Genomic DNA, 24,262 nt, shown 5'->3' on the forward strand with positions numbered 1-24,262 from the left:
TGAAATACTTTCGCATCAGGCCCGACATGAGCATTGCAGAGCGATGGACTCTAGGGAATATCAATCATGTGGATAACTGGCTCTTCATAGATCCTCCCGTCAACTTCATGGAACCTGGGACCTACAGCCTTGATCTCGTGAATTGTGGGGTTGAGGTCGATTACTCTCTTGCCGGGTATGCAAGTGTTCCAGTGGTAAGTGCGAGATTTCGAGATGCGCTTGTTGGCTTGCCTGAGTTCGATGAGCCCTATATGAATGTCGTTGTCGAACCATTGATCATCGAGGGTCAGGATGTTCGTGGCGAGTACTCTGTATTGATCGTGGAGACGCGCGTTGACTGCGTAGACGAAGGTCGTTCCGATTTCATGAAGTTTGAAGAGGATGATCCGGTCAGACCGGATCTCGCGGGTCAGTACAGGGCGTTCACGAAACTCATTGTCGATCGAGAGAGGATCGGCGCGAGGCATATTTTCCGAATCGAGAAATTCATGGGCGCGTTGATCGTGAGTGAAGAGGTGAGGCGTCGCCTGGATGAGGCTGGGGTGGTTGGTGCGGTCTACGATCCTGTTACTGAATGAGTAATCAATCAGTACATGGAAAGTTGACAAAATGCGTGGCGCTACCGACCTGTTATGGGTATGTATCTATCCATCTGGTCGGCGTGCTTGGTCGCAGGGGCGATTGTCTTCCTCGATTCTGAGTTCCGAATCAGCTCCCTCCGCTGCGGTCAGATGCGCGTGGTGGCACTCATTCCATGTGATCTACTGTGGGGTTTGGTTCGCTGTATCCTCATGCTTGGGTTGGTCACCCTACCTGTCCTGAGTATCGTGGCGATCGTGCGCTTCATGCGGCACCGCAGCTGCGGGCGTCCTGAACTATTTTGCTTATTTGTTCGTTGGTTGTTTTCGGACTTTCCGCGACGTACTTCACTTCCTGCTGGATATCCGCTCAGGGCCAAGGGGGGGCAGCGGTGCTTCGGGTGATCGGCGTCCGGCAAGTGCAGACTCCATATGAATGAAACAGGTTCAATCAGCTCGGCAGTAGCGATATGAGCAATGTGGGCAAGATGACGAAGTGGTCGATCGCGCTTCTGTCAATCGCCAGTGTACTGGCTACGATTTGTCCATGATCAGTCCCCGCCTCCCTGTTTCCGCACCGCTGGCACTGGCCCTTGCGGCCTGCGCGGCTAGCGCGCCGGTGCAGCACACCCCGTTCGTCACCTGGGTGTGGTCGCCGAACCAGAACGCGCACACGCCGGATGGAATGGATGATGTGATTTCTGTGAGGACGAGGAATCAGTGAGTACTGAGGGCATTGCAATCCATCTTCAGGCACGGCCTGACAGAGCCATCTCGATTGCCGAGAGGCATCTCCATGTCATGGATAGGATGTCGGCAATCGAGTGCCCATTGGGATTCCATGCTCTCGAGCTGCCGCCTGTACCCGACTGTGGAGGAGAATTGCTGGCAAGCTATGAGATCAAGACTGGACTGAAAGGTCTGTCGATCATCGGTACATACGCTTTCAGGGGGACCGGGTACGACTACGCGGATGTGGCTGCGTTGGACGAGATCATTCTGTATGGGTTCAGAAGCAGCAACAAGGCACGGGACTATCCGAGCGTTCTGACGAACTGCGTCGCTTCTGTTGCCGAGGCGTTCGGTGCGTACAGAGTGAAGGTCACGTACGGCATGCATTCGATGGACTATCAGGACGGTGTGGGCCGAGAGGGGCCAACCCTTGAGGATCTGAAAGCTGCTGGAGTCAAGGATTTCGACGGCAGGAAGAACATCCTGACGATGTACCCTGCCCAGTTCTGGGATGCCCGGCTTTGCAGCGACGCACTTGGATTTGGACCCGAGGAGGTTTCCTCCCGCCTTGAAGGTAAGGTTGATAAGGTGGAACTGACAGCGAGTGGTGTCTACATTCTCCTGAGTGACAAGGTTGATCTTTCCTATGAGGAGTATCTGTAGTTCAATCGCCGCGCAAAAGCGCTTCTGGGTTTGCAGTAGTCCGGAGCGTGACGGGATGACCCGACGGGTTACGTAACGCACCTCATCGATCCGAGCACCAGTAGTCTGATCAACATCACGGTGCCTGGAGCACATGCATTGGATCCGGGCTTTGTGATCCGACAGGTGCATACGAATGGATCCGGTGGATTCTCAGTCTCAACCAGAGGCTGGGGTACGGGTTCGAGTCCAATGTTCAACTAGAATTCGTGGGCCGATAGACAAGTGTGGAGTTCCAGTACGCGCGATATTGGTAGCGAAATTGGCAAGTTGCAGTGGCTTTGGAGTACTTTTCCCTCGAGGCAGAAACGCATGAGCTACCGGGGCCCTGATGGAAAGATGGTGGAGGTCTGCCAGTGAGTGAGCGTGAGTTGGGGGCAAAGATTGTGTCCGTGATTGCCAGTTCCGCGCTTGGAGGGGCTTTATTCATAGGCATTCCGCTGAGTTATCGGATAGGCAGTCTTTCGCAGGCTGCAATTTTCGCATCGCTGGTTTGCGCCATAGCTGCTGTGTTGGGCCTCATCTTCGGTGTGCCTGGGGTTATGCTTGTGGATAAATTTCTTCCGCGGCTCAAAGCTCGCCATGTTGTAGCTGCACCAGTCTGTGCCTTGTTGGCGTGGCTCGCGTTCGAGGGTGCCTTCTCTCCTGGCGCTTGGATAAAGGTCTGGACCAGTCCTTCCTTTTGGCTTGAGTGGGCTCCCAGGCGCGCTGGCATCATGCTTTTCATTGGGTTGGCCGCGGGTGCCTTCTACATGTTGATCTGGCCGCGGATTGGACGAATGATGAAGGTCAACACGGCCTGTGATTGAGGGCGATGGAATCGGGTGCCTGTGCGCAGCAAGGTGGCGGCGGCTGACAGCCAGGCATACAGCGGCGCGGGGAAGTGGGGCGCCTCGATGACTACAACCGTGCACTGAACGCAGTGACGACGGCGCTGGTGAGTGGTGTGGCGGGACAGGGCGCTGGTCAGGTCGCGCCCAATGCACTGGCGCCATATGCCGCTTACTTCATCGGCAGCAAGCTGGACCCGAGCCACGGCAGCGATCCCAATGCGACTCTGCACTTTCTGTCGCATACGGTGTTGGGTGCGCCGCTGGCGGAAGCCAATGGAGGCAGCGCGGGAACCGAAGCGGTGTCCGCGACCGGCGGCGAGTTGGCCGCGAGAGTGCTGACCAATTCGTTGACCGGCGGAAACCCCGCCAAGCTGAGCCCGGAACAGAAGGAGGTGGCGCTGGCGCTGTCGCACGCGGTCGGAGTACTGGCGGGTGGCTTGTTAGCGCAGGATCTGGCTGGGATCACGTTGAATGCGGGGATTGCCAAGAATTCGGTTGAGAACAACTTCCTTGCGGAAGACCAGGCTCGTGCAATGAAGCAGCAGCTCGACGAGTGCGGCGGCGACACTTCATGCCAGAAGACGGTGCGTGATGTTGTTAAGCAACTGTCGGAGCGAATGGACTACGGGCTGCTATCGGTGTGTAGCGCGAACTCGTCGAGCCCTGCGTGTCAGGTGTTTGTCAATGCGGCCGTCTCCTACAAGTACGGCTCGTGGCCCGGAGTGCTTGGGCTGTTCGATGAACTTGGTCACAGTAGCGAGGCGCTTTCCTCGTTCGGCCACTCCCTGAACGGACGTGCCTATCGTGAGCTGATTTTTGAGAGTGGGGGCTCCAGCCGGTCTATATCCTGCCTCAAGAACACACTGTAGCTGCACTGGCGGAGTAGGCCGGGAATCTTGACAGGACGATTGATCAGTACGGCCTCTTCTCGAAGGAATCATCAGCTGAGCTGGGGCTTGGACTTTCGAAGGTACTGCTTCGAAAATATGGCGCTGTTACCATAATCGAAGGGAGCGGAGGCCTCGGGAAGGGTGCGAAGGCGGGCAGTTCTGAAGCACTGCGATGATGAGTTTGGAAGAAAATTCTCTGGCGAAGAAATTATTAATGGAAATTGGGTGGCTTTTAATGTCGGATAGTTTCGAAAAATTCTCTTGCATTGATTTTACGGCTCTGTATGGAAGTGTGGTTTCGTTGAGGGCTTTTCTTGTTGTTCGTGGTAGGGAATGCTTTCTGGTGGATAGTCGTGATCATCAATTTTCTGATCTTAGGATGGATGTGTGTTCACCTGGTCTCGAAAGGTTGCTTGATGAGGCAGTGGGGGGATGGGTTGGTGGTGTTTCCTCATACTTTGATGAGATCCTCATATCGGGAGTAGTTCGCGAAGCGACGACCCGGAGAGACCTTGCGTCCATTGCGGAAGTTTCAAGACTTACACTTTTCAGGGATGAATTGGTGTTTGAAGTGATAGTTTGATGTTGGTTGTTTGCGGATACTGATTGGTACTTTGTGGTCTGATTGAGGTTGTGGGTTTTTGATTATTTTGGTTGTCATTGGAGAGTGGGGTTGTGTCTAGTGTCGGGCGAGGTGTTTGCGTGCAATTGTTTCTATGGGCTCGTGCGGGTCATTAGGCGAATTGTGGTTGTCGAATATCCGGTTTCAGGGCCAAGGGGTGTCTGGGAGATCGGCACTTCGCGCCGAACGACTGCTGCAGTCCATGGTTACAATCCGTCCATGATCAGCCCCCGCCTTCTGGTTTCCGCACTGCTGGCGCTCGCCCTGACGGCCTGCACCGCCACCGCGCCCGTGCAGCACAACCCGCTCGCCACCTGGGTGCCGTCACCCAACCAGAACGCGCGCACGCCACTCATCATCGTCATCCACCACACCGAGCAGAAGTCGGTGCAGCAGAGCCTGCATACGCTGCGTACCGCCAACAGTGGTGGGCCGGTCAGTGCGCACTACCTGATCGGCGCCGATGGCCATCGCTATCAACTGGTCGCCGATGAGCGCCGTGCCTGGCACGCCGGTGCCGGGCGCTGGGGCACCATCACCGATCTCAACTCGGCTTCGATCGGCATCGAGCTCGACAACGATGGCCGCAGCCGGTTCAGTGCGGCGCAGATCGAATCGCTGATCGTGCTGCTGCGCGACCTCACCACCCGCTTGAACATCCCGCCGCGCCAGGTCATCGCCCATGCCGACCTGGCGCCGACGCGCAAGCAGGATCCGAGCCGTTTCTTCCCGTGGCAGGAGCTGGCCGAGGCCGGCTTCGGCGTCTGGCCGCGCGCGGCCGACGGGGCAGCACCGGAAGGCTTCGACGCGTGGAATGCGCTGGCCCGCTTCGGCTATCCACTGGACAACCGCGAAGCCACCGTCGCCGCCTTCCACCGCCGCTTCCGAGGCCGCGACGACCTGCCGATGACGCTGGACGCCGAGGACGCCCGCATCCTGCATTCGCTGCTGCTGCAGACGCCGTAAACAGGCCACCGGCTTGTGGCCGGCAACGGGCTGGTCCCTCGGGAATCTGATCGGGATCACTGAATGGATGGCTGCGAGATCTTTTTGCAATCCATTCGATGTTGTTCAAGGAGGTGAATGCCTAACGTCGCCCGACATCATCAATCGAGCGAATCACCTCCCATGCGCTACTCCAAAGCCCAGGTGCTGCTGCACTGGATCTCTGCAGTCATCATCCTCTGGGCCACCATCAGTGGTTTCTCCGTAGCGCTCCTTGACGTGCCGCATACCGTCGCGGAAGCCATCGGCTTCTTCAACGTATCCATCACCTCGGTGTTGATTCCGTTGTTTGCCGTACGCGTGGTGATTGCCGTCTCAAATCATGGGGATGTGCCCGCCAGCGGAGCGGAATGGGCCGCGTTGATTGCTCACGCAGCTTTGTATCTTGTCACGATCGTTGTGCTGCTGACCGGCGTGCTGATGATGGAGCGGGAGATCAACGTGTTCAACCTGGTGACTTTCCCACAGCCCATCACCGACCCGCAGATGACAATGGCGTTCAATACCGCACATCGATATGCATGCGTCCTGCTTGCTGGGCTCCTGTTCCTGCACATTGCTGCCGTGGTCAAGCATCATCTATCGGGCAATGCGATCCTGAAGCGGATGAGTTGGTAAACGTCATGGAAAAGCCGCTCTGCAGCGGGTCATTTGCACTACATTTGACCGATGACCACATTCAACACCCAATCGAACCGCAGGTACTGGAGCCTGGGTATCCTCGTAGTGCTGGCGGGGTGCTCCACGTTGGAAACACCACCCGCAGCGGTGCCTGCCCCGTCGCCCGCCACCTACGCCAAGACCGAGTGGAGCGCACTGCCGCCGGTCTCCGATGCTGATCTGCAGGCCGGCTTCGTGGCCTGGCGCAGCAGCTGCACCCGCCTGAAGAACGACGCTGTCTGGGCCCGGCCCTGCGCCACTGCCGCAGCGGTGTCAGACAAGGATCCGGCCGCGATCCGCCAGTTCCTGCAGCGCGACCTCGATGTCTACGCCCTGCGTGCAGGTGGCCACCAGGCCGACGGATTGATCACCGGCTATTACGAGCCGATCTACCCCGGCAGCCTCACCCGCACCGACAAGGCGACGGTGCCGGTCTACGGCACGCCCGATGATCTGATCGTGGTGCAGCTGGACAGCCTCTACCCGGAACTGAAGGGCAAGCGCCTGCGTGGTCGTGTTGAGGGCAAGGTGCTCAAGCCCTACGACGATGCCGGCACCATCGCGGCCAAGGGCGCCAAGGCGCCAGTACTGGCCTGGCTGACCGACCCGATGGACCTGCAGCTGCTGCAGATCCAGGGGTCCGGCCGGGTGCGCCTGGCCGACGGCACGCAGGTGCGGCTGGCCTACGCCGAGCAGAACGGCCACCCTTACCGCGCCATCGGGCGCTGGCTGGTGGACCAGGGCCAGCTGAAGAAGGAAGACGTCACCATGGATGCGATCCGCGCCTGGGCCCGGGCCAACCCCGCACGCGTGCCGGAACTGCTGCGCAGCAATCCCAGCTACGTGTTCTTCGTGCGCAACCCGGACAGCCCGGAAGGCCCGCGCGGTTCACTGAACGTGCCGCTCACCGCTGGCTACAGCGTGGCAGTGGACCGTACCGTGGTGCCACTGGGCAGCCTGCTGTGGCTGTCCACCACGCGCCCGGATGGCACCCCGGTGGTGCGCCCGGTGGCCGCGCAGGACACCGGCGGCGCGATTGCCGGTGAAGTGCGCGCCGATCTGTACTGGGGCAGCGGCGATGCCGCCGGCAAGCTGGCTGGCGACATGAAGCAGAAGGGCAACATCTGGATGCTGTGGCCGAAGGGCGTGCCCCTGCCGAACTGAACCGGCAAGGGTCGGATCCCTTCCAAAGGAAGGGGCTCTGACCCCGGATGCCTGATAATGGCGCCATTCCGTACTTTCCGGCCGCGCCTGCGGCCAGGACCCCTGCAATGACCTACGCAAAGCACCACGCAAAATCCGGCGCGAAGTCCGCCGCAAAGAAGTACTACAAGCACTGGGCCGAATCGGGCCTGGGCAAGGGCAACGTGCTGATGGAAGCCCGCGGCGAGAAGATCGTCCGTCAGGTGGAGACCTACGGCACGACGGCGGTCTGGGCCGACGAACACGGCCACAGCGACGACCGCTTCCCGCTGGCCGACCAGCCTGTGTCGTTCCTCGATTTCGATGAGGACGACGAGATCTCCGCGCGCGAGTTCGAAAGCGCCTGGAAGAAGGCACGGCTGGCCACCGGCTATCCGGTCTGACGCCGCTGGTCCCGGGGTCGGATCCCTTTCCGAACGGAAAGGGCTCTGACCCCATAGCCGTTTTTTGCACTACATTGGTGCAATGTCCGACCCCGTATCCCCGCCGTCCCTCGATGCCCTTGGCACGCCGCTGGCCTGGGCTGGCGCTGATGGCCGCATCATCGGCTGCAATCCGGCCTTCGGCCGCTGGCTGGGTGTCAGTGGTCGTCGCCTGCTCGGCCAGCCGCTGGCCGCGCTGGAAGTACAGGGGGAGGCGCTGGCCCATTTCCTGGCCCGCGACGAGCGCGACAGCCTGCGCCTGAACCGGCTGGCGCTGGCGGTGCCCGGCGAGGCGCCGCGCTTCGCCGAGGGCTGGATGAGCCGCCGCGACGATGGCGGCTGGCTGCTGGAAGCGCATCCGGTCGATGAGTTCCCCGGGCTCGACCCGACCCAGGCCCTGCCCAGCGCACTCAGTGCGGCGCTGAAGGGGCTGGCCCACGAGCTGCGTAATCCGCTGGCCGGGCTGAAGGGCGCGGCCCAGCTGCTGGCCCGGCGCGCGGCCCAGCGCGACGCCAGCGAACGCGAGCTGATCGAACTGATCGGCTCTGAGATCGAACGCCTCAACGGCCTGCTCGACCAGCTGCTGTCGCCGGCCCCGGCGGCGCCGCACGCCGAACTGAACATCCATGCCGCGCTGGAACGCGTGCTGCGCCTGGCCGAGAACGAGGCCGGTTGGGCGGTGCGCCTGCAGCGCGACTACGACCCCAGCATTCCCGAATTCCACGGCGACGCCGACCGCCTCACCCAGGCGGTGTGGAACCTGGTGCGCAACGCGATCCAGGCCGGTGCGGGCAACATCACCCTGCGCACCCGCGTGGAGCATGGCGTGCGCATCGCCGAACAGCTGCATACGTTGGCGCTGCGCCTGGAGATCGCCGATGACGGCCGTGGCGTGCCCGAAGAACTGGCCGAGCACCTGTTCCTGCCGCTGGTCAGTGGCCGCGCCGAAGGCACCGGTCTGGGACTGGCGCTGGCCCAGCAGGTGGCGCGCGAGCATCGCGGCACGCTGACCTACCGCTCGCGCCCGGGCCATACCGTGTTCACCCTGCTGCTGCCGATCGGCAACGGCGCCGCCCCGGCCGAGGAGGCCCTGCGCGATGTCTGAGTCTTCTTCGTCCCCGCAGCGCATCTGGGTGGTCGACGACGACCGCGCCGTGCGCTTCGTGCTGTGCACCGCGCTGCGTGAGGCGGGCTACCAGGTCGTCGATTTCGACAGCGCCGCGCCTGCGTTGCAGGCCTTGAGCGAGGGCCCGCCGCCGGCGCTGCTGTTCACCGATGTACGCATGCCCGGCGACGACGGCCTGGTGCTGCTGGACAAGCTCAAGGCCGCGCTGCCGCAGCTGCCGGTGGTGGTGATGTCCGCCTACACCGATGTGGCCAGCACGGCGGGGGCATTCCGCGGTGGCGCGCATGAGTTCCTGTCCAAGCCGTTTGATCTGGACGATGCGGTGGCGCTGGCACAGCGCGTGCTGCCGGCTGTGGCACCGGCACTGGCCACGCCCACGCCTGCCGCCGAAACGCACAGCGACCAGCCGCCGCAACTGGTGGGCGATACCCCGCCGATGCGCGCGCTGTTCCGCGCCATCGGTCGCCTGGCACAGGCGCCGTTGGCGGTGCTGATCACCGGCGAGACCGGCACCGGCAAGGAACTGGTGGCCAATGCGCTGCATCGTGAATCACCCCGCGCGCACGGTCCGTTCGTCGCGCTCAATACTGCGGCGATTCCCGCCGAACTGCTGGAGAGCGAGCTGTTCGGCCACGAGGCCGGTGCCTTCACCGGCGCGCAGCGCCGCCATATCGGCCGTTTCGAGCAGGCCGACGGCGGCACGCTGTTCCTGGATGAAATCGGCGACATGCCGTTGCCGCTGCAGACCCGCCTGCTGCGTGTGCTGGCGCAGGGTGAGTTCTTCCGCGTGGGTGGCCGCGAGCTGATCCGCGTCGACGTGCGCGTGGTGGCCGCCACCCACCAGGATCTGGAGGGACTGGTCGCGCAGGGGAAGTTCCGCGCTGATCTGCTGCACCGCCTGGACGTGGTGCGCCTGCAGCTGCCGCCACTGCGCGAGCGCCGCGAGGACATCGCGCAATTGGCCAGCACCTTCCTGGCTGCCGCCGCACGCAAGCTGGATACCCCGCCGAAGCGCCTGACCGCCGCGGCCCTGCAGGCGCTGCGCGAGCACGACTGGCCGGGCAATGTGCGCGAGCTGGAGAACGTGTGCTGGCGGATGGCCGCGCTGGCCGCCGCCGACACCATCGGCGTGGCCGACGTCGATACCGCGCTCAATCGCGCGCATGGCCGCCGCAGCCCCGCGCACGGTGCCGATCCGGGGCAGTGGGAAGCGCTGCTGGCCGAGTGGGCACGCCGGCAGCTGGCCGAAGGCGTGGAAGGGTTGCATGCGCAGGTGCGCGAGCGGGTCGACCATGCGCTGCTGGAGGCCGCGCTGCAGATCACCCATGGGCGCCGCGCAGAAGCCGCTGCCCGCCTGGGCCTGGGCCGCAATACCCTTACCCGCAAGCTGGGCGCCGGACGTCGCCGCGGGGGCCATTGAACGGCCCCTGCACGCGATCCTCGCGCCCGCTTGCCGAACCGTTGATCGTTCATGGACGATGCCGTCCGTAGTGTCACCTGCAAGGAGTCTTCGATGCGTCTGTGCTCTGCCATCCTGCCGTTGTCCGCCGCCGTGCTGCTGTCTGCCTGTGGCAGTGCGCCGAAGAAGGCCGAGCCCACCCCGCCGCCGCCGACCGTGGTCAGCGCCGCGAAACAGGCTGAGGCCAATCTGTCGCCGGCCTCGGCCAGCATCGTCAGTGGCCGCCTGGCATTGATGGCGGAGCCCGGTGGCCTGCACATCACCGGCCTGATTGGTGGCCTGCAGCCAATGCAGCAGGCCGGCTTCCACATCCACGAGCGCGGCGACTGCAGCGCGGTGGATGCCAGCAGTGCCGGCAACCACTTCAACCCCGGTGGCGCCGCGCATGGCCGCGCCGGCACCGGCAAGCACCACCTGGGCGACATGGACAATCTGCGTGCCGACGCCCAGGGCCGCGCCAACGTCGATATCCACCTCAAGGGCGTTACCCTTGGCGGAGGCGCCGCCACCGATATCGCCGGACGTGCATTGGTCGTGCATGCCAACGCCGACGACTATCGCAGCCAGCCCGCCGGCAATGCCGGCGTCCGCATCGCCTGCGGCGTGATCCGGGTTGTCCGCTGATCACTGCAGGCATCATCCAGGGAGAGATTCCATGCGTTTGATCCACACTTCGCTGTTCGCCGCCATCACCGCGCTGGGCCTGGCGGCCTGCGGCCAGCAGCCCGCCGCACCGCAGGCGGAAACCCCGCCGGCCGCACCGGCCGACGGCGCCACCACCGAACCGGCCGCAACACCGGCACCGGCCGCCGCACCGGCCGCCGATGCTTCGGCCACCGCCGAGCTGGCACCGACCCAGGGCAACGAAGCCAAGGGCAGCGTCACCTTCAAGGTGGTCGACGGCAAGGTTCACGTGACCGGCCAGATCAGCGGCCTGAAGCCGGGCAGCGAGCATGGCTTCCACATCCACGAGAAGGGTGACTGCAGCGCGCCGGATGGCATGAGCGCCGGCGGCCACTTCAACCCGGGCCACCAGGATCACGGCAACGTTGCCACCGATCCGCACCACGGCGGCGACATGCCCAACATCAAGGCCGACGACAAGGGCGTGGCCACCATCGACGGCCCGGTCTCCAGCAACGTCAACATCGGCAAGGGTGATGACTTCGACATCATCGGCCGCGGCCTGATCGTCCACGCCGATGCGGATGACTACAAGACCCAGCCGACCGGCAACGCCGGCGCGCGCCTGGCCTGTGCGGTGATCCAGAAGGCCCCGTAAGAAGCACGTGCCGCCTGTAGAGCCGAGCCACGCTCGGCTGCTCTGCAGGCGGCCTGAGCCGGGCATGGGCTCGGCGCTACAACACGCGGCGCCCGTTTCCTGTCAGCGCGCCAGCAGCTCGCGCGCGTCCTGCCCGGCCTCGCAATGCACGAACAGCACCGGCACACCGTGTGCTTCCAGCACCGCGGCCATCTGCCGCTGGCGCATCAGGAACTGCTCGTAGATGCCCTTCAGGCGGTCGCAGTCGTTCTTGCCGTGGTTGTAGTGCGCACACCAGCCGGCCGGGTCGAACAGCGCCATGCGTGCCTCGCCATGGGTGTAACGCAGCAGCGGCTCGGGCGCGGCGTTGAGCCACTCGTCCTCGCCCGGCGCCATGATAGCGGTCTCGATCAGCGGCCACAGCGCGGCCAGGCCCTGGTTGTCGTACTGCATCGACATCATCGCGGCCAGGTCGTTCACGGTGAAATAGCGCGCGTGCTCGATGCGGGCACCGAAGCTGTTCTGCGCCATCAACGCGGTGTCGGCATGCGCCATGCCGTTGGCCAGCAGTGTCTCTTCCAGCGCATTGGCCACTGCATTGGTGGTGGCCACGTCGCTGCCGGTCAGCAGGAACGGCACCACGCGCAGGCCACCGCCCACCAGGCTGGCATCGGCCTGGAACGGCAGCGGTACGTCACCGTTGGCATCGGTACCGAACGCCAGCAGGCGCGGGCCCTGGTTGCGGCCCGGGGCACGCATCTGCAGTTCTTCCAGGCGGCGATGGATCGGCCAGCCCGGGCGCAGTACTTCGGCCGGGTCGAAATGGGCGGCAGCGAACACCAGGTCCAGCTCGGCCACCTGCGGCACCAGCTTGGACAGGTCGCGGCCGACGCGTTCGGCCAGTTCACCGGCCTGTTCAGCGCTGAGCACCGCCTGGCGGGGGATTTCGCCGCCGGCCAGTTCCAGGGCCAGCACGCCAAGGGCATTCATCGCGGGGTCGGGTTTGCTCATGGTTCCACGGTTGGCCCATCACAGGGCGGCAGCTACACTTGGCTCCATTATGCCTGCTCCGTCGTGCAGGCCATGTTGCAGACACCCTCATCCATGCCAGGTATCTCCATGCCCAACGCTCGTCCCGTCGCCATCCTCGGTGGCGTCCGCATTCCGTTCTGCCGCCAGAACACCGCGTATTCGGATGTCGGCAACCTCGGCATGTCGGTCCGTACGCTGGGCGCGCTGGTCGAACGGTTCGGCCTGCATGGCCAGCAGCTCGGTGAAGTGGCGATGGGTGCGGTGATCAAGCACTCCAGCGACTGGAACCTGGGCCGCGAAGCCACGCTATCCTCCGGCCTGTCGCCGCTGACCCCGGGCATCACCCTGCAGCGCGCCTGTGGTACTTCGCTGGACAGCATCATCACCGTTGCCAACAAGATCGCGCTGGGCCAGATCGAATCGGGCATCGGCGGCGGTTCCGATACCACGTCCGACGTGCCGATCGTCTACGGCAAGAAGCTGCGTGCGCGCCTGCTGGCTGCAAACCGTGCCAAGAGCACCGGCGACAAGATCCGTGCGCTCACCGCCGGCTTCAAGTTCTCCGAACTGAAGCCCGAGTTCCCGGGCGTGGCCGAGCCGCGCACCGGCAAGAGCATGGGCGACCATTGCGAGGACATGGCCAAGGAATGGAACATCTCGCGCGACTCGCAGGACGAGTGGGCGGTGTCCTCGCACAAGAAGCTGGCTGCCGCTTATGAGCGTGGCTTCTTCAGCGACCTGATCGCACCGTTCCGTGGCGTCGAGCGCGACAACATCCTGCGCCCGGATACCTCGCTGGAAAAGCTCGCCACACTGAAGCCGGCCTTCGACAAGGTCTCCGGCCGCGGCACGCTCACCGCCGCCAATTCCACCCCGCTCACCGATGGCGCTGCCGCGGTGCTGCTGGCCAGCGAGGAATGGGCGCGTGCGCACGGCCATGAGCCGCAGGCCTACCTGCGTGATGCCCACGTGTCGGCCGTTGACTTCGTGCACGGCGAAGGCCTGCTGATGGCGCCGACGGTGGCCGTGCCGGAAATGCTCAAGCGTAACGGCCTGACCCTGCAGGACTTCGACATCTACGAGATCCACGAAGCCTTCGCTGCGCAGGTGCTGTGCACCCTGCGTGCGTGGGAGAGCGAGGATTACTGTCGCAACCGCCTGGGCCTGGACGCGCCGCTGGGCCGCATCGACCCGGACAAGATCAACCTGCTGGGTTCGTCGCTGGCTACCGGCCATCCGTTCGCCGCCACCGGCGCACGCGTGATCGCAACGGCGGCCAAGCAGCTGGCCGAACGCGGCGGCGGCCGTGCACTGGTATCGATCTGCACCGCCGGCGGCATGGGTGTGGTGGCGATCGTCGAACGCTGATTGTTGCGACCACACGCCAACCAAGGTTGGCGACTACCGGGTTCCACATATGAAAACGCCGCCCGATGGGCGGCGTTTTCGTTGGTTGCTCCGGTGGGTGCCGACCGTTGGCCGGCACACCTCAGCCATGCTTACGGCAACCGCGGATTACCGAATTCGTCGCGCTCTTCGTTGGCGTCATACACCGGCGGCTGCACCGCGATCGGCTGCTCTTCCACCGTGGCCCGCGACGGCGCTTCAATGCCGCGAACCAGCTCCACGCTGTCCTCGCCACGCTGCAGGCGCAGTGCATTGGCCAGGCACTGCGCGGCCAGCGCGTGTTCGCCACGCTGCGCGAACAGTTCACCCAGCGCTTCCCATGCCGGCGCACCCGCGCCCGCGGCGATGGCTTCGTGCAGGAACGCATCGGCGGCATCCCACTGCTGCTGGGCCAGCGCCACGCGGCCCTGTGCCAGGCGCAGCGCGGCCGAGTCGTCATGTACGTTGCGCCAGCGCGCCAGGTTGCTCTGGCGGGTGGCCAGGCGCTCGGCCGGCAGTCGGCCATACAGCGCCACCAGCTCGTCGTCCCAGCGATGGTCCAGGGCCTGTTCCAGCGCCAGCAGCGCGGGCTCGTCCCAGTTCAGTGCTACCGCACGGCTGGCATACGCGCCCACCACGTCCGGGGTGGGGCGCAGCGCCTTCGGCGTGGCCTCCCACTGCGCGGCCAGCGCATTGACGTCGGCCGCTTCCAACAGCGCCTGTGCCGCCAGGCGTGCTTCCAGTTCGCTGTTCGCGTCGGTCGGCAGCACCTTGCTCTGGCGCAGCGCACCCAGCTGGCCATAGGCCTCGTGGGCGCGGCCGGCGCGGGCCAGCGCTTCGGTACGCAGCCACAGGCCGCGTGGCGGCAGCGGCTGGATTGCCGCTACGTCCAGGGCATTGATCGCATCCACCGGCAGGTCGCGCGCCAACAGCTGTTCGGCGCGCAGCAGCGCCTGCAGCGTGGCATCGCTTTCGCCCAGGCGCTGCAGCAGTGCTTCACCGGCGGGGCCGTCGGCACGCGCCTGTGCGCTGCGCACAGCGTTGGCCAGCGCCACCGCGCTCACTTCCGGGTCCTTGGCCGCGCCGTCCAGCAGCTTCTCGGCACGCTGCCACTGGCCATGTTCGTATGCCTGCAGGCCGTCGATCAGGCGCACCCGGCCCTGCTTGCGGCGGTAGCGGCCCCAGGCCCGGAACGGTGCGGCAATCAGGCTCCACAGCAGCCACAGCACCAGCACCGCGATCACCGACAGCAGCGCTACCTTCGGCAGGTTGCTGTGATAGTCGTAGCCGCCGTAGCGCAGGGTCACTTCGCCGAAGCGGTTGAGGTCATCGGCGCCGAGCCATTGCGCGGCGACCACGCCGATGGCCACGGCCAGCAACAGCACGACCAGGGATTGCAGGGGTTTCATGCGGGATTACCTCCGGTCGGTCTGGGTGCGCAGTTGCTGCAGGGTGCTGCCAAGAACGGCGTTGCTGGCCTGCAGCGGAAGCTCGCGCAAGGCCTTCAGTTCAGCACGTTGCGCGCGCAGGGCCGGTGAATCCGGCCAGCGTCGCTGTGCCCAGTGCTCCACGCGTGCCAACGCGGTATCGCGGCCGGCGCGGTCGCCACGTTCGATCGCGGCGCGCGCCAGGGTCAGTTCCAGTTGCAATGCATCGTCGGCATTGCGGCGTTCGGCAGCGGTCAGCGGGCCGTTCTGGCGGCTCGGTGTGATGTCCACGAACGGGGCCAGCGTCGATTGCCACCATGGTTTTGCGGGGGCGGTCGCAGCGTTGCCGGTCACGTGCGAGGGCAGCCCCTGCAGTGCCTTGGCCAAGGCATCCAGGCGCTGCAGCGACTGCACGCGCGGGCCGGCGCCCAGTGCATCGAGCGCATCGCGCTCCTGCACCAGCGCCTGGCGCAGGTTCAGGCCTTCGCTGTCGGGAAGGTCGGCCAGCGCGGTGGCAGCCTGTGCGTACAGGCGGCGCGCGCCGTCCACGTCGTCGGCGTAGTTGAGGCGCTGCGCGGCCTGGGTCAGCAGCAGTTCGGCCTCATCGCGCTGTACCGCCTGGCGCCCCTGGTTGGCGCTGTCGGCCAGCTTGGCCAGGTTCTCTTCCAGCAGCGCACTGCGCTGCGAGAGGCCCAGCATCTCGTCGCGCAGCACGCGGTTGGTGGCCGCCGCATCCTGCAGGCGCTGGCTGGTCGCGCGCTGGTCGCGGCGCAGCGCGTCCAGCGTGGCTTCCAGGCCCTGCAGCTGCACGGCGGTGGTCTGCGCCTGCGCGTACTGCTCTTCCTGTTGCTGCTGCCAGAAGTACCAGCCGGCATAGCCGCCCGCACCCAGCACGACCACCCCGGCCAGCGGCAGCAGCCAGCGCACGGGTCGATGGGGTGGAGCAGCGGGCGGAGTGTCGTTCATCGGGCTTCCTTGTCGGCTGTGTTGCCAGTCGGTTCCGGCAGGCCGCGTTGTGCACAGCATCACTGTTGCCGACGGCAGCGGCAAGCGTGACGCACGTCCCTGTTCAGGTCGCTGCCGGGCCGGTGAGCGTGGCGTGTGCAGCGGCGACCAATTGTTCAGTGGTTGGCCCGGCACTGCGCACGACCCGGTGCAGGCCCAGGCCGCGAGCCTGTTCACCCAGCCGGTCGCTGGCGACCACGATGCTGGCATGTGCCCGCAGGCGGTGCTGCAGCACAGGCGGAATCTGGCGCCAGAAATGCTGAAGCGCTTCGCCACTGCTGACCGCAAGCACCCAGGGATACGCTGAACGCTCCAGCCGGGCCAACATACGCGGTGGCAGGCCCAGCAGACGGCGCTGATAGACGTCGGCGCGTTCGAGGGTGGCGCCGGCCGCTTGCAGCTGCGCACCAATGAGGCCGCGTCCACCGGGGGCGGTGACCAGGCCGATGCGCAGGCCCTGCACCTGCGCCAGAACCGGCAGGGCGAGCAGGCCTTCGCTGTCCATCCGCTGCGGTGCATGCACCTGGTCAATGCCCTGCGCCCGCAACGCGCGCGCGGTGCCTTCGCCCACCGTCAGCCAAGGACTGCGCTGCGCCTCGGCCAGCGGCAGCAGCGTGGCGGCTGCGGCCACCGCAGCCGGGCTGGTGAACACCACCCGATCGCAGTTCAGCGCGCGTTGCAGCTGGCGCACCACTGGCGTGCCCTGCAGGCGTTGCAAGCGCCAGGGCGGCAGGGCCACGACATGCCCGCCCAGCCCAGCAACGGCGCGGCGCAGCGTCGCATTCTGGCCCCGCGGGCGCAGCGAAATGAAGGTCCAGCCCGCCTCGGAACCGGCAGCGCCAGTGGGTATCGTATGGTCGGCCATTGCCTGCATTATGCGGGCCCTTCGTTGTCGTGGTCGCTGCTCCGATGTCCGTTGATGCCCTGACTTCCTCGTTGGCCGCCCTGCAGGACGTGCTGGACTGCATGCCGGCGGTCCGCGCCATGCAGATCCAGCTCGACGGCTATGCCGACGGCGTGCTGCGCATCACCGCGCCGCTGGCCGCCAACGTCAACGACAAGGGCAATGCCTTCGGTGGCAGCCTGGCCTCGGTGCTGACCCTGTCGGGCTGGGCACTGGTCAGCCTGCGCCTGCGCCTGGCCGGCCACGATGCCGAGGTCTACGTGGCCGACAGCAACCTGCGCTACCTGGCCCCGGTCTACGAAGACCTGCATGCCCATGCCGAAGCGGCCGAAGCCAGCGGCTGGGACGCCTTCCTGAATACCTTCCGCCAGCGCCGCAAGGCCCGCATCAGCATCATCGCCACCCAGCCCGGCGCCGATGGCAAGCCCGCCGCCGAGTTCAGCGGGCGCTTTGTTGCCTTCGCCAGAGGGTAGGATGGCAGGCTGACGTTCTGGGGAAACCACCGATGCGCCGCCTCATCCAGTTCCTGATCTGTTCCCTGCTGCTGGCCAGCGCCGCCGCCTCGGCCGACGACCTCAGCCGCAAGCAGCGAAAGCTGCTGGAAGAGACCCAGATCGCCTATGGGGCGACCATCCGCTGGGGCAGCATGGACGATGCCATCGGCTATCTGGACCCCAAGCAGCGCAAGGAAAAGCCGCCCACCGAGTTCGAGCTCAACCGCTACGCGCAGCTGCGCGTGTCGTCCTACCGCGAGCGCAGCAGCGCGGCGCTGGAAGGCGGCCTGGTCGAGCGCCGGGTCGAAATCGGGGTGATCAACCAGAACACCCAGGCCGAACGCACCGTGATGGTGGTCGAGCGCTGGCGCTGGGATCCGGAGGCCAAGCGCTGGTGGCAGACCGCCGGCCTGCCGGACCTGTGGAAGGGGCAGTGACGGGCCGCGTCCGGCTTGTGCGACAATCGGCGCCCGCTTAATCGACCCGTGACCTGAGTGAATTACGAAGAGTTGCTGGCCTTTGCAGGCCGAAACCCGATGCTGTCCGCGGCCCTGGTCGGCCTGACCGTGGCCATCATCGTCACCGAGATCCGCCGCCTGTTCCGGGGCTTCAAGGGCATCAAGCCCGCCGAACTGACCCAGCTGATGAACGCGGGTGGCACGGTGGTGGTCGACCTGTCGGCCAGCGGTGACTTCGAGAAGGGCCACATTGCCGGCAGCCGCAACGCCCAGGCCAGTGCCTTCGGCCCGGACAACAAGCTGGTGGCCAATGCCAAGCAGTCGCCGGTGGTGCTGGTGTGCCGCAGCGGCAACGCCTCGGAAACCGCCGCCAAGGCACTGAAGAAGGCCGGCTTCGAGAAGGTCTACGTGCTCGACGGCGGCATTCCCGCCTGGCAGCAGGCCGAGCTGCCGCTGGTCAAGGGCCGCAACTGATTGCCGCAGGTGGCGGATCCGGCCTTGTATGGGCCTGATGCCGCCCCCATCGCAGTAATTCGACCATCGTTTTCATTGCATTCATTGGAGTTACTGGAAATGTCCGAAGAGATCACCAACGGCGCTGCTGCGCCGGTCGATGCCGCCACCGGCCCCGCTTTCACCGTCGAGAAGATCTACGTCAAGGACGTCTCCTTCGAGTCGCCGAACGCTCCGACCATCTTCAATGACCAGGTGCAGCCGGAGCTGCAGCTGAACCTGAACCAGCAGGTGCAGCGCCTGGGTGAAAACGCCTTCGAAGTCGTGCTGGCCGTCACCCTGACCTGCCAGGCCGGTGAGCGCACCGCCTACGTGGCCGAAGTGAAGCAGGCCGGCGTGTTCGGCCTGGTCGGCCTGGACCCGCAGTCGATCGACGTGCTGCTCGGCACCCAGTGCCCGAACATCCTGTTCCCGTACGTGCGCCAGCTGGTCAGCGACCTGATCCAGGCCGGCGGCTTCCCGCCGTTCTTCCTGCAGCCGATCAACTTCGAAGGCCTGTACGCAGAAACCCTGCGCCAGCGCCAGGAGCAGGGCGACGCACCGTCGCTGGCTGACTCCGAGCCGGCCGGCAACGCCTGATTCCTGCCGCGACGTCACGGATGAGCACTACCGCTGACAAGATCGCCGTGCTGGGCGCCGGTTCCTGGGGAACCGCGCTGGCCAGCCTGCTCGCACGGCACGGTCACCCGACCGTGCTGTGGGGGCGCGACGCTGCCGTGGTCGAAGCCATCGACCAGCGCCACGAGAACCCGCGTTACCTGCCGGGCATCCCGCTGCCGGACAGCCTGCGTGCCACCACCGACCTGGCGTCGGCGGTGGAGGGCGCGGCCTGGATCCTGGTGGTGACCCCGTCGCACGCCTTCGGTGAAACCGTGCGTGCGCTGGCGCCGCTGCGCCCGGCCGGTGCCGGCGTGGCCTGGGCCACCAAGGGCTTCGAACCCGGTTCGGGCCGCTTCCTGCATGAAGTAGCGCGCGAAGTGCTGGGCGAGGACGTGCCGCTGGCCGTCGTCACCGGCCCGTCGTTCGCCAAGGAAGTGACCCAAGGCCTGCCGACCGCGATCACCGTGCATGGCGACGTGCCCGAGTTCGCGCAGACGGTGGCCGAGGCGATGCATGGCCCGGCGTTCCGTGCCTACACCGGCGACGACATGGTCGGTGCCGAGCTGGGCGGTGCGATGAAGAACGTGCTGGCCGTGGCCACCGGCGTGGCCGATGGCATGCAGTTGGGCCTCAACGCCCGTGCCGGGCTGATCACCCGTGGCCTCAACGAGATGCTGCGCCTGGCCGCTGCCATCGGTGCCAAGCCGGAAACGCTGATGGGCCTGGCCGGCCTGGGCGATCTGGTGCTGACCTGCACCGGCGACCTGTCGCGCAACCGCCGCCTGGGGCTTGCCCTGGGCCGTGGCCAGACGCTGCAGGATGCCGTGCGCGAAATCGGCCAGGTGGTCGAGTCGGTGCAGACTGCCGACGAAGTGATGCGACAGGCACGCCGCCATGGCATCGACCTGCCGATCTCCGACCGCGTGCGCGCCGTACTGCACGGCGAGCAGACACCGGAAGAAGGCCTGCGCGCATTGCTGGCGCGGGAACAGAAACCGGAATACCCGGACACACTGTTCAAGTGAATCGAAAAACCCCGGCTTCGCGCCGGGGTTTTTTCATCAGGGAGTACCCCATGCGGGTGCCGGACCGGAGACAGGCATTGATGGGTGCCAAGCTTGCTTGGCATCACGCGCGCTGCATATCCACGCATGGCGTGGATCTACTGCAACGCCCGATCACCGCGCCCGTGGCGGCGCGTTGGCGTTGTCCATGTCCGAAAAGACCAGCCACGGCCCATCGCCCTCACGCTTCAGCGTGAGCGTGAACTTGCCGGTATCGCCCACGTTGTTGCCGTAGCCGTAGGCACCGATGATGTAACCCGTGTTCCCCTCCACTGCATACGCCAACGCGCGCAACCGCAACGGGCTGCTGCCCTGGCCGGCATACGCGGCCTCGATCGCGCTGCGGCCGCGCACCGGCGGCTGGTTGCTCTGCAGCACAAAGCCATCTTCGGCGAACAGCGCAGCCAGTGCCTTGGCATCACCGGTGCGCCACGCCTGCTCGTAATCGCGCAGTACGCGATCCAGCGGTGCGGGCAGGGGGGTATCGGGCAGGTGCGCAGACGTCGTGGCTTCTGAATCGTGGGCAATTGCCGGCGTTGCCAGCAGCAGGGCACTGCAGAAGATCATGGCGAGTGGTGTACGGCGCATGCGTCCGGCTCCAGGCGATGACGGGAAGCTACAAACGCATCCTAGCGCGGTGCTGGTTAGAATCACGCGGCCGCCAATTCGGCGGATGCAGCGCAGATCAGACAAGGACACGCGATGAAGATGCGGATCACAGGGATGGCGATGATGGCGGCGCTGCTGGCAGCCTGCGGGCAGGCACCTGAGAAGACTGGCGGGACTGCACCTGCTGCGGCGCCAGCGCCGACGACTGAAGCACCGGCCGCCACGGCCACCGTGGTCGAGAAGGAACCGTCCATCGAAGACGGCGTGGATCCCGCGGTGTGGGACAACGAAGGCGAACCGGAAGACCCGGACGCCGGCGGCGAACTGACCTGCGCGGACAATCCGCTGGCGACCCACTTCTTCACCCTGGTGGGCGGCAACACCGTGGACGACTGCGGCCGCAAGGACCCGAAGGTGCTGGCCGCGTTCGATGCGCTGATGAAGGGCACGCAGGACGCCGAATCCACCGACAAGGACATTCCGTCGCTGCGCAAGCGCCTGTTGAGCGGACCCAGCGGCCCTGGCGAGCTGGTAGTGCTGCAGGGCGAGCCGTGGTGGTTCTACACCGCCTGCCAGGCCCACGATTGCCCCGGCACCGCGTTGGCGATGCTGTACTCGCCCGATCAGTCGAAGCTGGTCGGCCGTCTTACCGCGCGCTGCCGTGTGTGGTGGCTGGGCGAACCGACGGCGGAACAGCGTGCGCAGATCGAACAGCGCCAGCCACTGCAGGATGCCGCGTTGAAGGAAGACAGCGCGCTCTGCGAGTGATGTGGCGCGCTCTGCAGCGCCGGGCCGTGCCCGGCGCTGCAGTGAGCGTTGTTCCCCGTATCACCCTTCCGGCCGCATGCGTGCACTGACCTGTGCGGCCAGCGACAGACTGGCCATCATCAGGCCCTCCATCACGCGGTCGCCCACGTACTCCTTGTCGGGTCCGTTCTGGCGCACGCGCTCGGCAGCCAGCAGCATTTCCAGCGCCACGCGCAGCCCGGCCAACGCACAGTCCGCGTCGGCCAGCGCCATGCGGCGCCCTGGCATCTGATGACGTTCGGGCCAGGGCTGGCCGTCGGCGGCCGCGCCCTGGCCGATGCGGTCGAGCGTGGCGATGAAACCGTGCGGATCGTGCGGGTGCGGTGTTTCCGAGGGCGCGTCCGCGTTGGCGGGCACGTACTGCGCGCGCAGGCGGGAGGATTCGGGTGTGCTCATGGCAAGGGCTCCGTGCAGGACAGACGGCAGCCGCCACGCAGAGGTGGCAGGCGGAGACGTGGCTCGAAAACCGGGAGATCACGAACAAGACCGGCAGGCGCAAGGCCTCCACGCTCCGCCCGCCATGGCCGGCAGACGGATTACCGACCGGCGCCACACAAGGTGACGCCGGCCGGCAAGCGCAAAACAACGTTCGTGATCTGACGGGTTTTCGAGTCCCGGCCACCCTTTTCCGGTGGCACGTCATCTGTACCGCCGTCGCTGCGCAACGCCAATCAGACAAGTTGCAAACAGCATTCGATCGAAGACGCTTTCAGCATTCTTGCATGCTGTTGAGTTGCCGAAGATCGAGGCGGCGCAATGGCCGCAGCGGCTTTGGCAATATGCGACACGGATCGAAGTTGAGGGTGTGGCGTGGGGCGGCATCACCAAGGCAATAGCGACAGCGGCACGTCGGATCGGACATCGACACCGCAGGACCACGCTGGCCGCGCGCCTGATCTGTCAGCGCTCCCCGCGCCTCTCATACCAGCCCTGAGTACGGTTCACGATCCGCACCACGGACAGCATCACCGGCACCTCGATCAGCACGCCCACCACGGTGGCCAGCGCCGCCCCCGAATGCACGCCGAACAGTCCCACCGCGCTGGCAACCGCCAATTCGAAGAAGTTGCTGGCACCAATCAACGCCGAAGGGCCGGCCACGCAATGCGCCACGCCCAGGCGACGATTGAGCAGGTAAGCCAGGCCGGAAGTGAAATAGACCTGGATCAGGATCGGCACCGCAATCAGTGCGATCACCAGCGGCTGCTTCACGATCTGCTGGCCCTGGAAGCCGAACAGCAGGACCAGTGTGAGCAGCAGCGCACACAGCGAGACGGGCCCAAGCTTGCGAAGCACCCGCTGCAACGCTGCCTCGCCACGACGCATCAGGATCCAGCGCCGCAGCAACGCAGCCACCAGCACCGGCGCCACGATGTAGAGGCCCACCGACAGCAGCAGCGTATCCCACGGCACGGTGATCGCCGACAGGCCCAGCAGCAGTGCAACCACCGGCGCGTAGGCAACCACCATGATCGCGTCGTTCAACGCCACCTGGCTCAGGGTGAAGTTGGCATCACCGCGGCACAGGTTGCTCCACACGAACACCATGGCGGTGCAGGGTGCGGCTGCCAGCAGGATCAACCCGGAGATGTAGCTGTCGATCTGTGCTGCTGGCAACCAGTCGGCGAAGGCATGGCGCAGGAATAGCCAGCCCAGCAGCGCCATCGAGAATGGCTTCACGGCCCAGTTGATGAACAGCGTTACGCCGATGCCCTTCCAGTGCTGCTGCAACTGGCGCATCGCAGCGAAGTCGACCTTCAGCAGCATCGGGATGATCATCAGCCAGATCAGCACCGCAACCGGCAGGTTGACCTTGGCGACCTCTGCGGATGCCAGCGCGGCAAAAGCGCCGGGCAGGACGTGGCCCAGCAGGGTGCCAGCCGCAATGCACAGCACAACCCACAGCGTCAGGTGTCGCTCGAACAGGCTCATGGCACCGTCACTGCACGCCGTCGGTCGGCAGCAGCCGGCCGATCCGGTCCAGCGCCTGCTGCAGCGCCGTGCGGTCGGACCACACCGATTCGGGCAACGCGAGCAATGCACGCAGTCGCAGCTTCCCGATGGCATGGGCCTGCGCGAATGCTGCGGCCTTGTCGGCATCGCTACCCGCTACGGCCGCCGGATCGGGCAGGCCCCAGTGGCTGCGGACGAAGTCACCGAACACCACAGGGCAGGCCTCCGCTGCGGCTGCATCACACACGGTGATCACCAGATCCATCGGTGCTGCATCCACGAACTCATCCCACGACTTGCTGCGCAGCCCTTCAATGGGCATTCCTTCGGCCTGCAACTGGGCCAGCGCGAAGGGGTTGATCTGGCCAGTGGGCTGGCTGCCCGCACTGAATGCGCTGAAGCGATCGCCGCCCCAGGCGCGCAGGGTGGCTTCAGCAAGCACGCTGCGGGCGCTGTTGCCGGTACAGAGGAACAGGACAGAACGGGTCATGGGCAATCGCTTCGATGGGGAAGGTCG

General features: G+C 65.5%; 28 protein-coding genes. 20 read left to right on the forward strand and 8 right to left on the reverse strand.

Features of this window, described 5'->3' with window-relative positions; genetic code table 11:
• The first annotated feature begins 26 nt into the window (after positions 1 to 26).
• From V3B41_RS09450 to V3B41_RS09510, 13 genes are all read left to right on the forward strand, one after another.
• On the forward strand, positions 27 to 578 hold the full coding sequence (locus V3B41_RS09450; protein ID WP_197572800.1) for a DUF1629 domain-containing protein: 552 nt from the start codon (positions 27 to 29) through the stop codon (positions 576 to 578).
• 720 nt (positions 579 to 1,298) lie between these two features.
• Positions 1,299 to 1,973 carry a hypothetical protein gene (locus V3B41_RS09455; RefSeq protein WP_049452638.1) on the forward strand — a complete coding sequence of 225 codons (675 nt, stop codon included), beginning with the start codon at positions 1,299 to 1,301 and terminating at the stop codon, positions 1,971 to 1,973.
• A 395-nt stretch (positions 1,974 to 2,368) separates the two neighbouring features.
• On the forward strand, positions 2,369 to 2,821 hold the full coding sequence (locus V3B41_RS09460; protein ID WP_033834609.1) for a hypothetical protein: 453 nt from the start codon (positions 2,369 to 2,371) through the stop codon (positions 2,819 to 2,821).
• A gap of 74 nt (positions 2,822 to 2,895) precedes the next feature.
• Entirely contained in the window at positions 2,896 to 3,714 is an 819-nt protein-coding gene (locus tag V3B41_RS09465; protein WP_157804768.1) for a VENN motif pre-toxin domain-containing protein, read from the forward strand.
• Between the two features lie 196 nt (positions 3,715 to 3,910).
• Positions 3,911 to 4,318: a hypothetical protein gene (locus tag V3B41_RS09470; RefSeq protein ID WP_152906590.1), complete on the forward strand. Its 408-nt coding sequence runs from the start codon at positions 3,911 to 3,913 to the stop codon at positions 4,316 to 4,318.
• A 258-nt stretch (positions 4,319 to 4,576) separates the two neighbouring features.
• On the forward strand, positions 4,577 to 5,323 hold the full coding sequence (locus V3B41_RS09475) for an N-acetylmuramoyl-L-alanine amidase (RefSeq protein ID WP_049429851.1): 747 nt from the start codon (positions 4,577 to 4,579) through the stop codon (positions 5,321 to 5,323).
• A gap of 162 nt (positions 5,324 to 5,485) precedes the next feature.
• Positions 5,486 to 5,980 (forward strand): cytochrome b/b6 domain-containing protein, encoded by a 495-nt coding sequence (locus V3B41_RS09480; protein ID WP_049429850.1) that lies wholly within the window; start codon positions 5,486 to 5,488, stop codon positions 5,978 to 5,980.
• 51 nt (positions 5,981 to 6,031) lie between these two features.
• Complete coding sequence (locus tag V3B41_RS09485) at positions 6,032 to 7,186, forward strand: MltA domain-containing protein (protein ID WP_049429849.1); 1,155 nt, start codon at positions 6,032 to 6,034, stop codon at positions 7,184 to 7,186.
• Between the two features lie 107 nt (positions 7,187 to 7,293).
• Positions 7,294 to 7,608, forward strand: coding sequence for a hypothetical protein (locus V3B41_RS09490; RefSeq protein WP_049429848.1), 315 nt, complete (start codon positions 7,294 to 7,296; stop codon positions 7,606 to 7,608).
• Between the two features lie 82 nt (positions 7,609 to 7,690).
• Positions 7,691 to 8,752 carry an ATP-binding protein gene (locus V3B41_RS09495; protein ID WP_049429876.1) on the forward strand — a complete coding sequence of 354 codons (1,062 nt, stop codon included), beginning with the start codon at positions 7,691 to 7,693 and terminating at the stop codon, positions 8,750 to 8,752.
• The gene (ntrC, locus tag V3B41_RS09500; protein ID WP_049429847.1) at positions 8,745 to 10,193 is read left to right on the forward strand and encodes a nitrogen regulation protein NR(I); all 1,449 of its coding nucleotides are present in this window, start codon (positions 8,745 to 8,747) and stop codon (positions 10,191 to 10,193) included. Before V3B41_RS09495 ends, ntrC begins: the two co-directional genes overlap by 8 nt.
• A 93-nt stretch (positions 10,194 to 10,286) precedes the next feature.
• Positions 10,287 to 10,856 (forward strand): superoxide dismutase family protein, encoded by a 570-nt coding sequence (locus V3B41_RS09505; RefSeq protein WP_329860834.1) that lies wholly within the window; start codon positions 10,287 to 10,289, stop codon positions 10,854 to 10,856.
• Positions 10,857 to 10,887: 31 nt separating this feature from the next.
• Complete coding sequence (locus tag V3B41_RS09510; RefSeq protein ID WP_197632179.1) at positions 10,888 to 11,514, forward strand: superoxide dismutase family protein; 627 nt, start codon at positions 10,888 to 10,890, stop codon at positions 11,512 to 11,514.
• 102 nt (positions 11,515 to 11,616) lie between these two features.
• Here the strand turns inward: V3B41_RS09510 and V3B41_RS09515 are convergent, their stop codons facing one another.
• The gene (locus tag V3B41_RS09515) at positions 11,617 to 12,504 is read right to left on the reverse strand and encodes a hypothetical protein (RefSeq protein ID WP_049429844.1); all 888 of its coding nucleotides are present in this window, start codon (positions 12,502 to 12,504) and stop codon (positions 11,617 to 11,619) included.
• Positions 12,505 to 12,597: 93 nt separating this feature from the next.
• Between V3B41_RS09515 and V3B41_RS09520 the strand changes: the two genes are divergently transcribed.
• Entirely contained in the window at positions 12,598 to 13,893 is a 1,296-nt protein-coding gene (locus V3B41_RS09520) for an acetyl-CoA C-acetyltransferase (RefSeq protein ID WP_100443738.1), read from the forward strand.
• A 131-nt stretch (positions 13,894 to 14,024) separates the two neighbouring features.
• Here V3B41_RS09520 and V3B41_RS09525 read toward each other — a convergent pair whose 3' ends face one another.
• From V3B41_RS09525 to V3B41_RS09535, 3 genes are all read right to left on the reverse strand, one after another.
• Positions 14,025 to 15,320: a heme biosynthesis HemY N-terminal domain-containing protein gene (locus tag V3B41_RS09525; RefSeq protein ID WP_197632178.1), complete on the reverse strand. Its 1,296-nt coding sequence runs from the start codon at positions 15,318 to 15,320 to the stop codon at positions 14,025 to 14,027.
• A 6-nt stretch (positions 15,321 to 15,326) separates the two neighbouring features.
• A complete protein-coding gene (locus tag V3B41_RS09530) occupies positions 15,327 to 16,304 on the reverse strand; it encodes a uroporphyrinogen-III C-methyltransferase (protein ID WP_049429841.1) in 978 nt (325 codons plus the stop codon).
• A 103-nt stretch (positions 16,305 to 16,407) separates the two neighbouring features.
• Positions 16,408 to 17,217: a uroporphyrinogen-III synthase gene (locus V3B41_RS09535; protein WP_049429840.1), complete on the reverse strand. Its 810-nt coding sequence runs from the start codon at positions 17,215 to 17,217 to the stop codon at positions 16,408 to 16,410.
• 35 nt (positions 17,218 to 17,252) lie between these two features.
• On the opposite strand from V3B41_RS09535, the gene V3B41_RS09540 reads away from it, so the two are divergent.
• From V3B41_RS09540 to V3B41_RS09560, 5 genes are all read left to right on the forward strand, one after another.
• Positions 17,253 to 17,720 (forward strand): YiiD C-terminal domain-containing protein, encoded by a 468-nt coding sequence (locus V3B41_RS09540; RefSeq protein ID WP_100443740.1) that lies wholly within the window; start codon positions 17,253 to 17,255, stop codon positions 17,718 to 17,720.
• A 32-nt stretch (positions 17,721 to 17,752) separates the two neighbouring features.
• The gene (locus tag V3B41_RS09545; RefSeq protein ID WP_049429838.1) at positions 17,753 to 18,178 is read left to right on the forward strand and encodes a hypothetical protein; all 426 of its coding nucleotides are present in this window, start codon (positions 17,753 to 17,755) and stop codon (positions 18,176 to 18,178) included.
• Positions 18,179 to 18,235: 57 nt separating this feature from the next.
• Positions 18,236 to 18,673: a rhodanese-like domain-containing protein gene (locus V3B41_RS09550; protein ID WP_004153552.1), complete on the forward strand. Its 438-nt coding sequence runs from the start codon at positions 18,236 to 18,238 to the stop codon at positions 18,671 to 18,673.
• 99 nt (positions 18,674 to 18,772) lie between these two features.
• Positions 18,773 to 19,291 (forward strand): protein-export chaperone SecB, encoded by a 519-nt coding sequence (gene secB, locus V3B41_RS09555; protein WP_004153553.1) that lies wholly within the window; start codon positions 18,773 to 18,775, stop codon positions 19,289 to 19,291.
• A gap of 20 nt (positions 19,292 to 19,311) precedes the next feature.
• Complete coding sequence (locus V3B41_RS09560) at positions 19,312 to 20,337, forward strand: NAD(P)H-dependent glycerol-3-phosphate dehydrogenase (RefSeq protein WP_005407597.1); 1,026 nt, start codon at positions 19,312 to 19,314, stop codon at positions 20,335 to 20,337.
• Positions 20,338 to 20,490: 153 nt separating this feature from the next.
• Here the strand turns inward: V3B41_RS09560 and V3B41_RS09565 are convergent, their stop codons facing one another.
• Complete coding sequence (locus V3B41_RS09565; protein WP_329860987.1) at positions 20,491 to 20,943, reverse strand: nuclear transport factor 2 family protein; 453 nt, start codon at positions 20,941 to 20,943, stop codon at positions 20,491 to 20,493.
• Between the two features lie 135 nt (positions 20,944 to 21,078).
• On the opposite strand from V3B41_RS09565, the gene V3B41_RS09570 reads away from it, so the two are divergent.
• On the forward strand, positions 21,079 to 21,753 hold the full coding sequence (locus V3B41_RS09570; RefSeq protein WP_049429836.1) for an Ivy family c-type lysozyme inhibitor: 675 nt from the start codon (positions 21,079 to 21,081) through the stop codon (positions 21,751 to 21,753).
• 60 nt (positions 21,754 to 21,813) lie between these two features.
• On the opposite strand, the gene V3B41_RS09575 is transcribed toward V3B41_RS09570, so the two are convergent.
• From V3B41_RS09575 to V3B41_RS09585, 3 genes are all read right to left on the reverse strand, one after another.
• Complete coding sequence (locus V3B41_RS09575) at positions 21,814 to 22,188, reverse strand: hypothetical protein (RefSeq protein ID WP_329860840.1); 375 nt, start codon at positions 22,186 to 22,188, stop codon at positions 21,814 to 21,816.
• A 504-nt stretch (positions 22,189 to 22,692) separates the two neighbouring features.
• Entirely contained in the window at positions 22,693 to 23,724 is a 1,032-nt protein-coding gene (gene arsB, locus V3B41_RS09580; protein WP_329860842.1) for an ACR3 family arsenite efflux transporter, read from the reverse strand.
• 7 nt (positions 23,725 to 23,731) lie between these two features.
• Positions 23,732 to 24,235, reverse strand: coding sequence for an arsenate reductase ArsC (locus V3B41_RS09585; RefSeq protein ID WP_329860844.1), 504 nt, complete (start codon positions 24,233 to 24,235; stop codon positions 23,732 to 23,734).
• Between the last annotated feature and the right edge of the window lie 27 nt (positions 24,236 to 24,262).

The organism is Stenotrophomonas sp. SMYL89 (assembly GCF_036319985.1).
Lineage (GTDB): Bacteria > Pseudomonadota > Gammaproteobacteria > Xanthomonadales > Xanthomonadaceae > Stenotrophomonas > Stenotrophomonas maltophilia_Q.

Bases quoted from the DNA above. Each gene is read 5' to 3' on its own strand.
- V3B41_RS09570 (WP_049429836.1), top strand. From the start codon at position 21,079: ATGAAGATGCGGATCACAGGGATGGCGATGATGGCGGCGCTGCTGGCA.
- secB (WP_004153553.1), top strand. From the start codon at position 18,773: ATGTCCGAAGAGATCACCAACGGCGCTGCTGCGCCGGTCGATGCCGCC.
- V3B41_RS09575 (WP_329860840.1), bottom strand. From the start codon at position 22,188: ATGAGCACACCCGAATCCTCCCGCCTGCGCGCGCAGTACGTGCCCGCC.
- V3B41_RS09530 (WP_049429841.1), bottom strand. From the start codon at position 16,304: ATGAACGACACTCCGCCCGCTGCTCCACCCCATCGACCCGTGCGCTGG.
- V3B41_RS09490 (WP_049429848.1), top strand. From the start codon at position 7,294: ATGACCTACGCAAAGCACCACGCAAAATCCGGCGCGAAGTCCGCCGCA.
- V3B41_RS09485 (WP_049429849.1), top strand. From the start codon at position 6,032: ATGACCACATTCAACACCCAATCGAACCGCAGGTACTGGAGCCTGGGT.
- V3B41_RS09450 (WP_197572800.1), top strand. From the start codon at position 27: ATGAGCATTGCAGAGCGATGGACTCTAGGGAATATCAATCATGTGGAT.
- V3B41_RS09495 (WP_049429876.1), top strand. From the start codon at position 7,691: ATGTCCGACCCCGTATCCCCGCCGTCCCTCGATGCCCTTGGCACGCCG.
- V3B41_RS09545 (WP_049429838.1), top strand. From the start codon at position 17,753: ATGCGCCGCCTCATCCAGTTCCTGATCTGTTCCCTGCTGCTGGCCAGC.
- V3B41_RS09480 (WP_049429850.1), top strand. From the start codon at position 5,486: ATGCGCTACTCCAAAGCCCAGGTGCTGCTGCACTGGATCTCTGCAGTC.
- V3B41_RS09560 (WP_005407597.1), top strand. From the start codon at position 19,312: ATGAGCACTACCGCTGACAAGATCGCCGTGCTGGGCGCCGGTTCCTGG.
- V3B41_RS09520 (WP_100443738.1), top strand. From the start codon at position 12,598: ATGCCAGGTATCTCCATGCCCAACGCTCGTCCCGTCGCCATCCTCGGT.
- V3B41_RS09470 (WP_152906590.1), top strand. From the start codon at position 3,911: ATGAGTTTGGAAGAAAATTCTCTGGCGAAGAAATTATTAATGGAAATT.
- V3B41_RS09585 (WP_329860844.1), bottom strand. From the start codon at position 24,235: ATGACCCGTTCTGTCCTGTTCCTCTGTACCGGCAACAGCGCCCGCAGC.
- V3B41_RS09535 (WP_049429840.1), bottom strand. From the start codon at position 17,217: ATGCAGGCAATGGCCGACCATACGATACCCACTGGCGCTGCCGGTTCC.
- V3B41_RS09510 (WP_197632179.1), top strand. From the start codon at position 10,888: ATGCGTTTGATCCACACTTCGCTGTTCGCCGCCATCACCGCGCTGGGC.
- V3B41_RS09540 (WP_100443740.1), top strand. From the start codon at position 17,253: ATGTCCGTTGATGCCCTGACTTCCTCGTTGGCCGCCCTGCAGGACGTG.
- V3B41_RS09515 (WP_049429844.1), bottom strand. From the start codon at position 12,504: ATGAGCAAACCCGACCCCGCGATGAATGCCCTTGGCGTGCTGGCCCTG.
- ntrC (WP_049429847.1), top strand. From the start codon at position 8,745: ATGTCTGAGTCTTCTTCGTCCCCGCAGCGCATCTGGGTGGTCGACGAC.
- V3B41_RS09525 (WP_197632178.1), bottom strand. From the start codon at position 15,320: ATGAAACCCCTGCAATCCCTGGTCGTGCTGTTGCTGGCCGTGGCCATC.
- V3B41_RS09475 (WP_049429851.1), top strand. From the start codon at position 4,577: ATGATCAGCCCCCGCCTTCTGGTTTCCGCACTGCTGGCGCTCGCCCTG.
- arsB (WP_329860842.1), bottom strand. From the start codon at position 23,724: ATGAGCCTGTTCGAGCGACACCTGACGCTGTGGGTTGTGCTGTGCATT.
- V3B41_RS09565 (WP_329860987.1), bottom strand. From the start codon at position 20,943: ATGATCTTCTGCAGTGCCCTGCTGCTGGCAACGCCGGCAATTGCCCAC.
- V3B41_RS09505 (WP_329860834.1), top strand. From the start codon at position 10,287: ATGCGTCTGTGCTCTGCCATCCTGCCGTTGTCCGCCGCCGTGCTGCTG.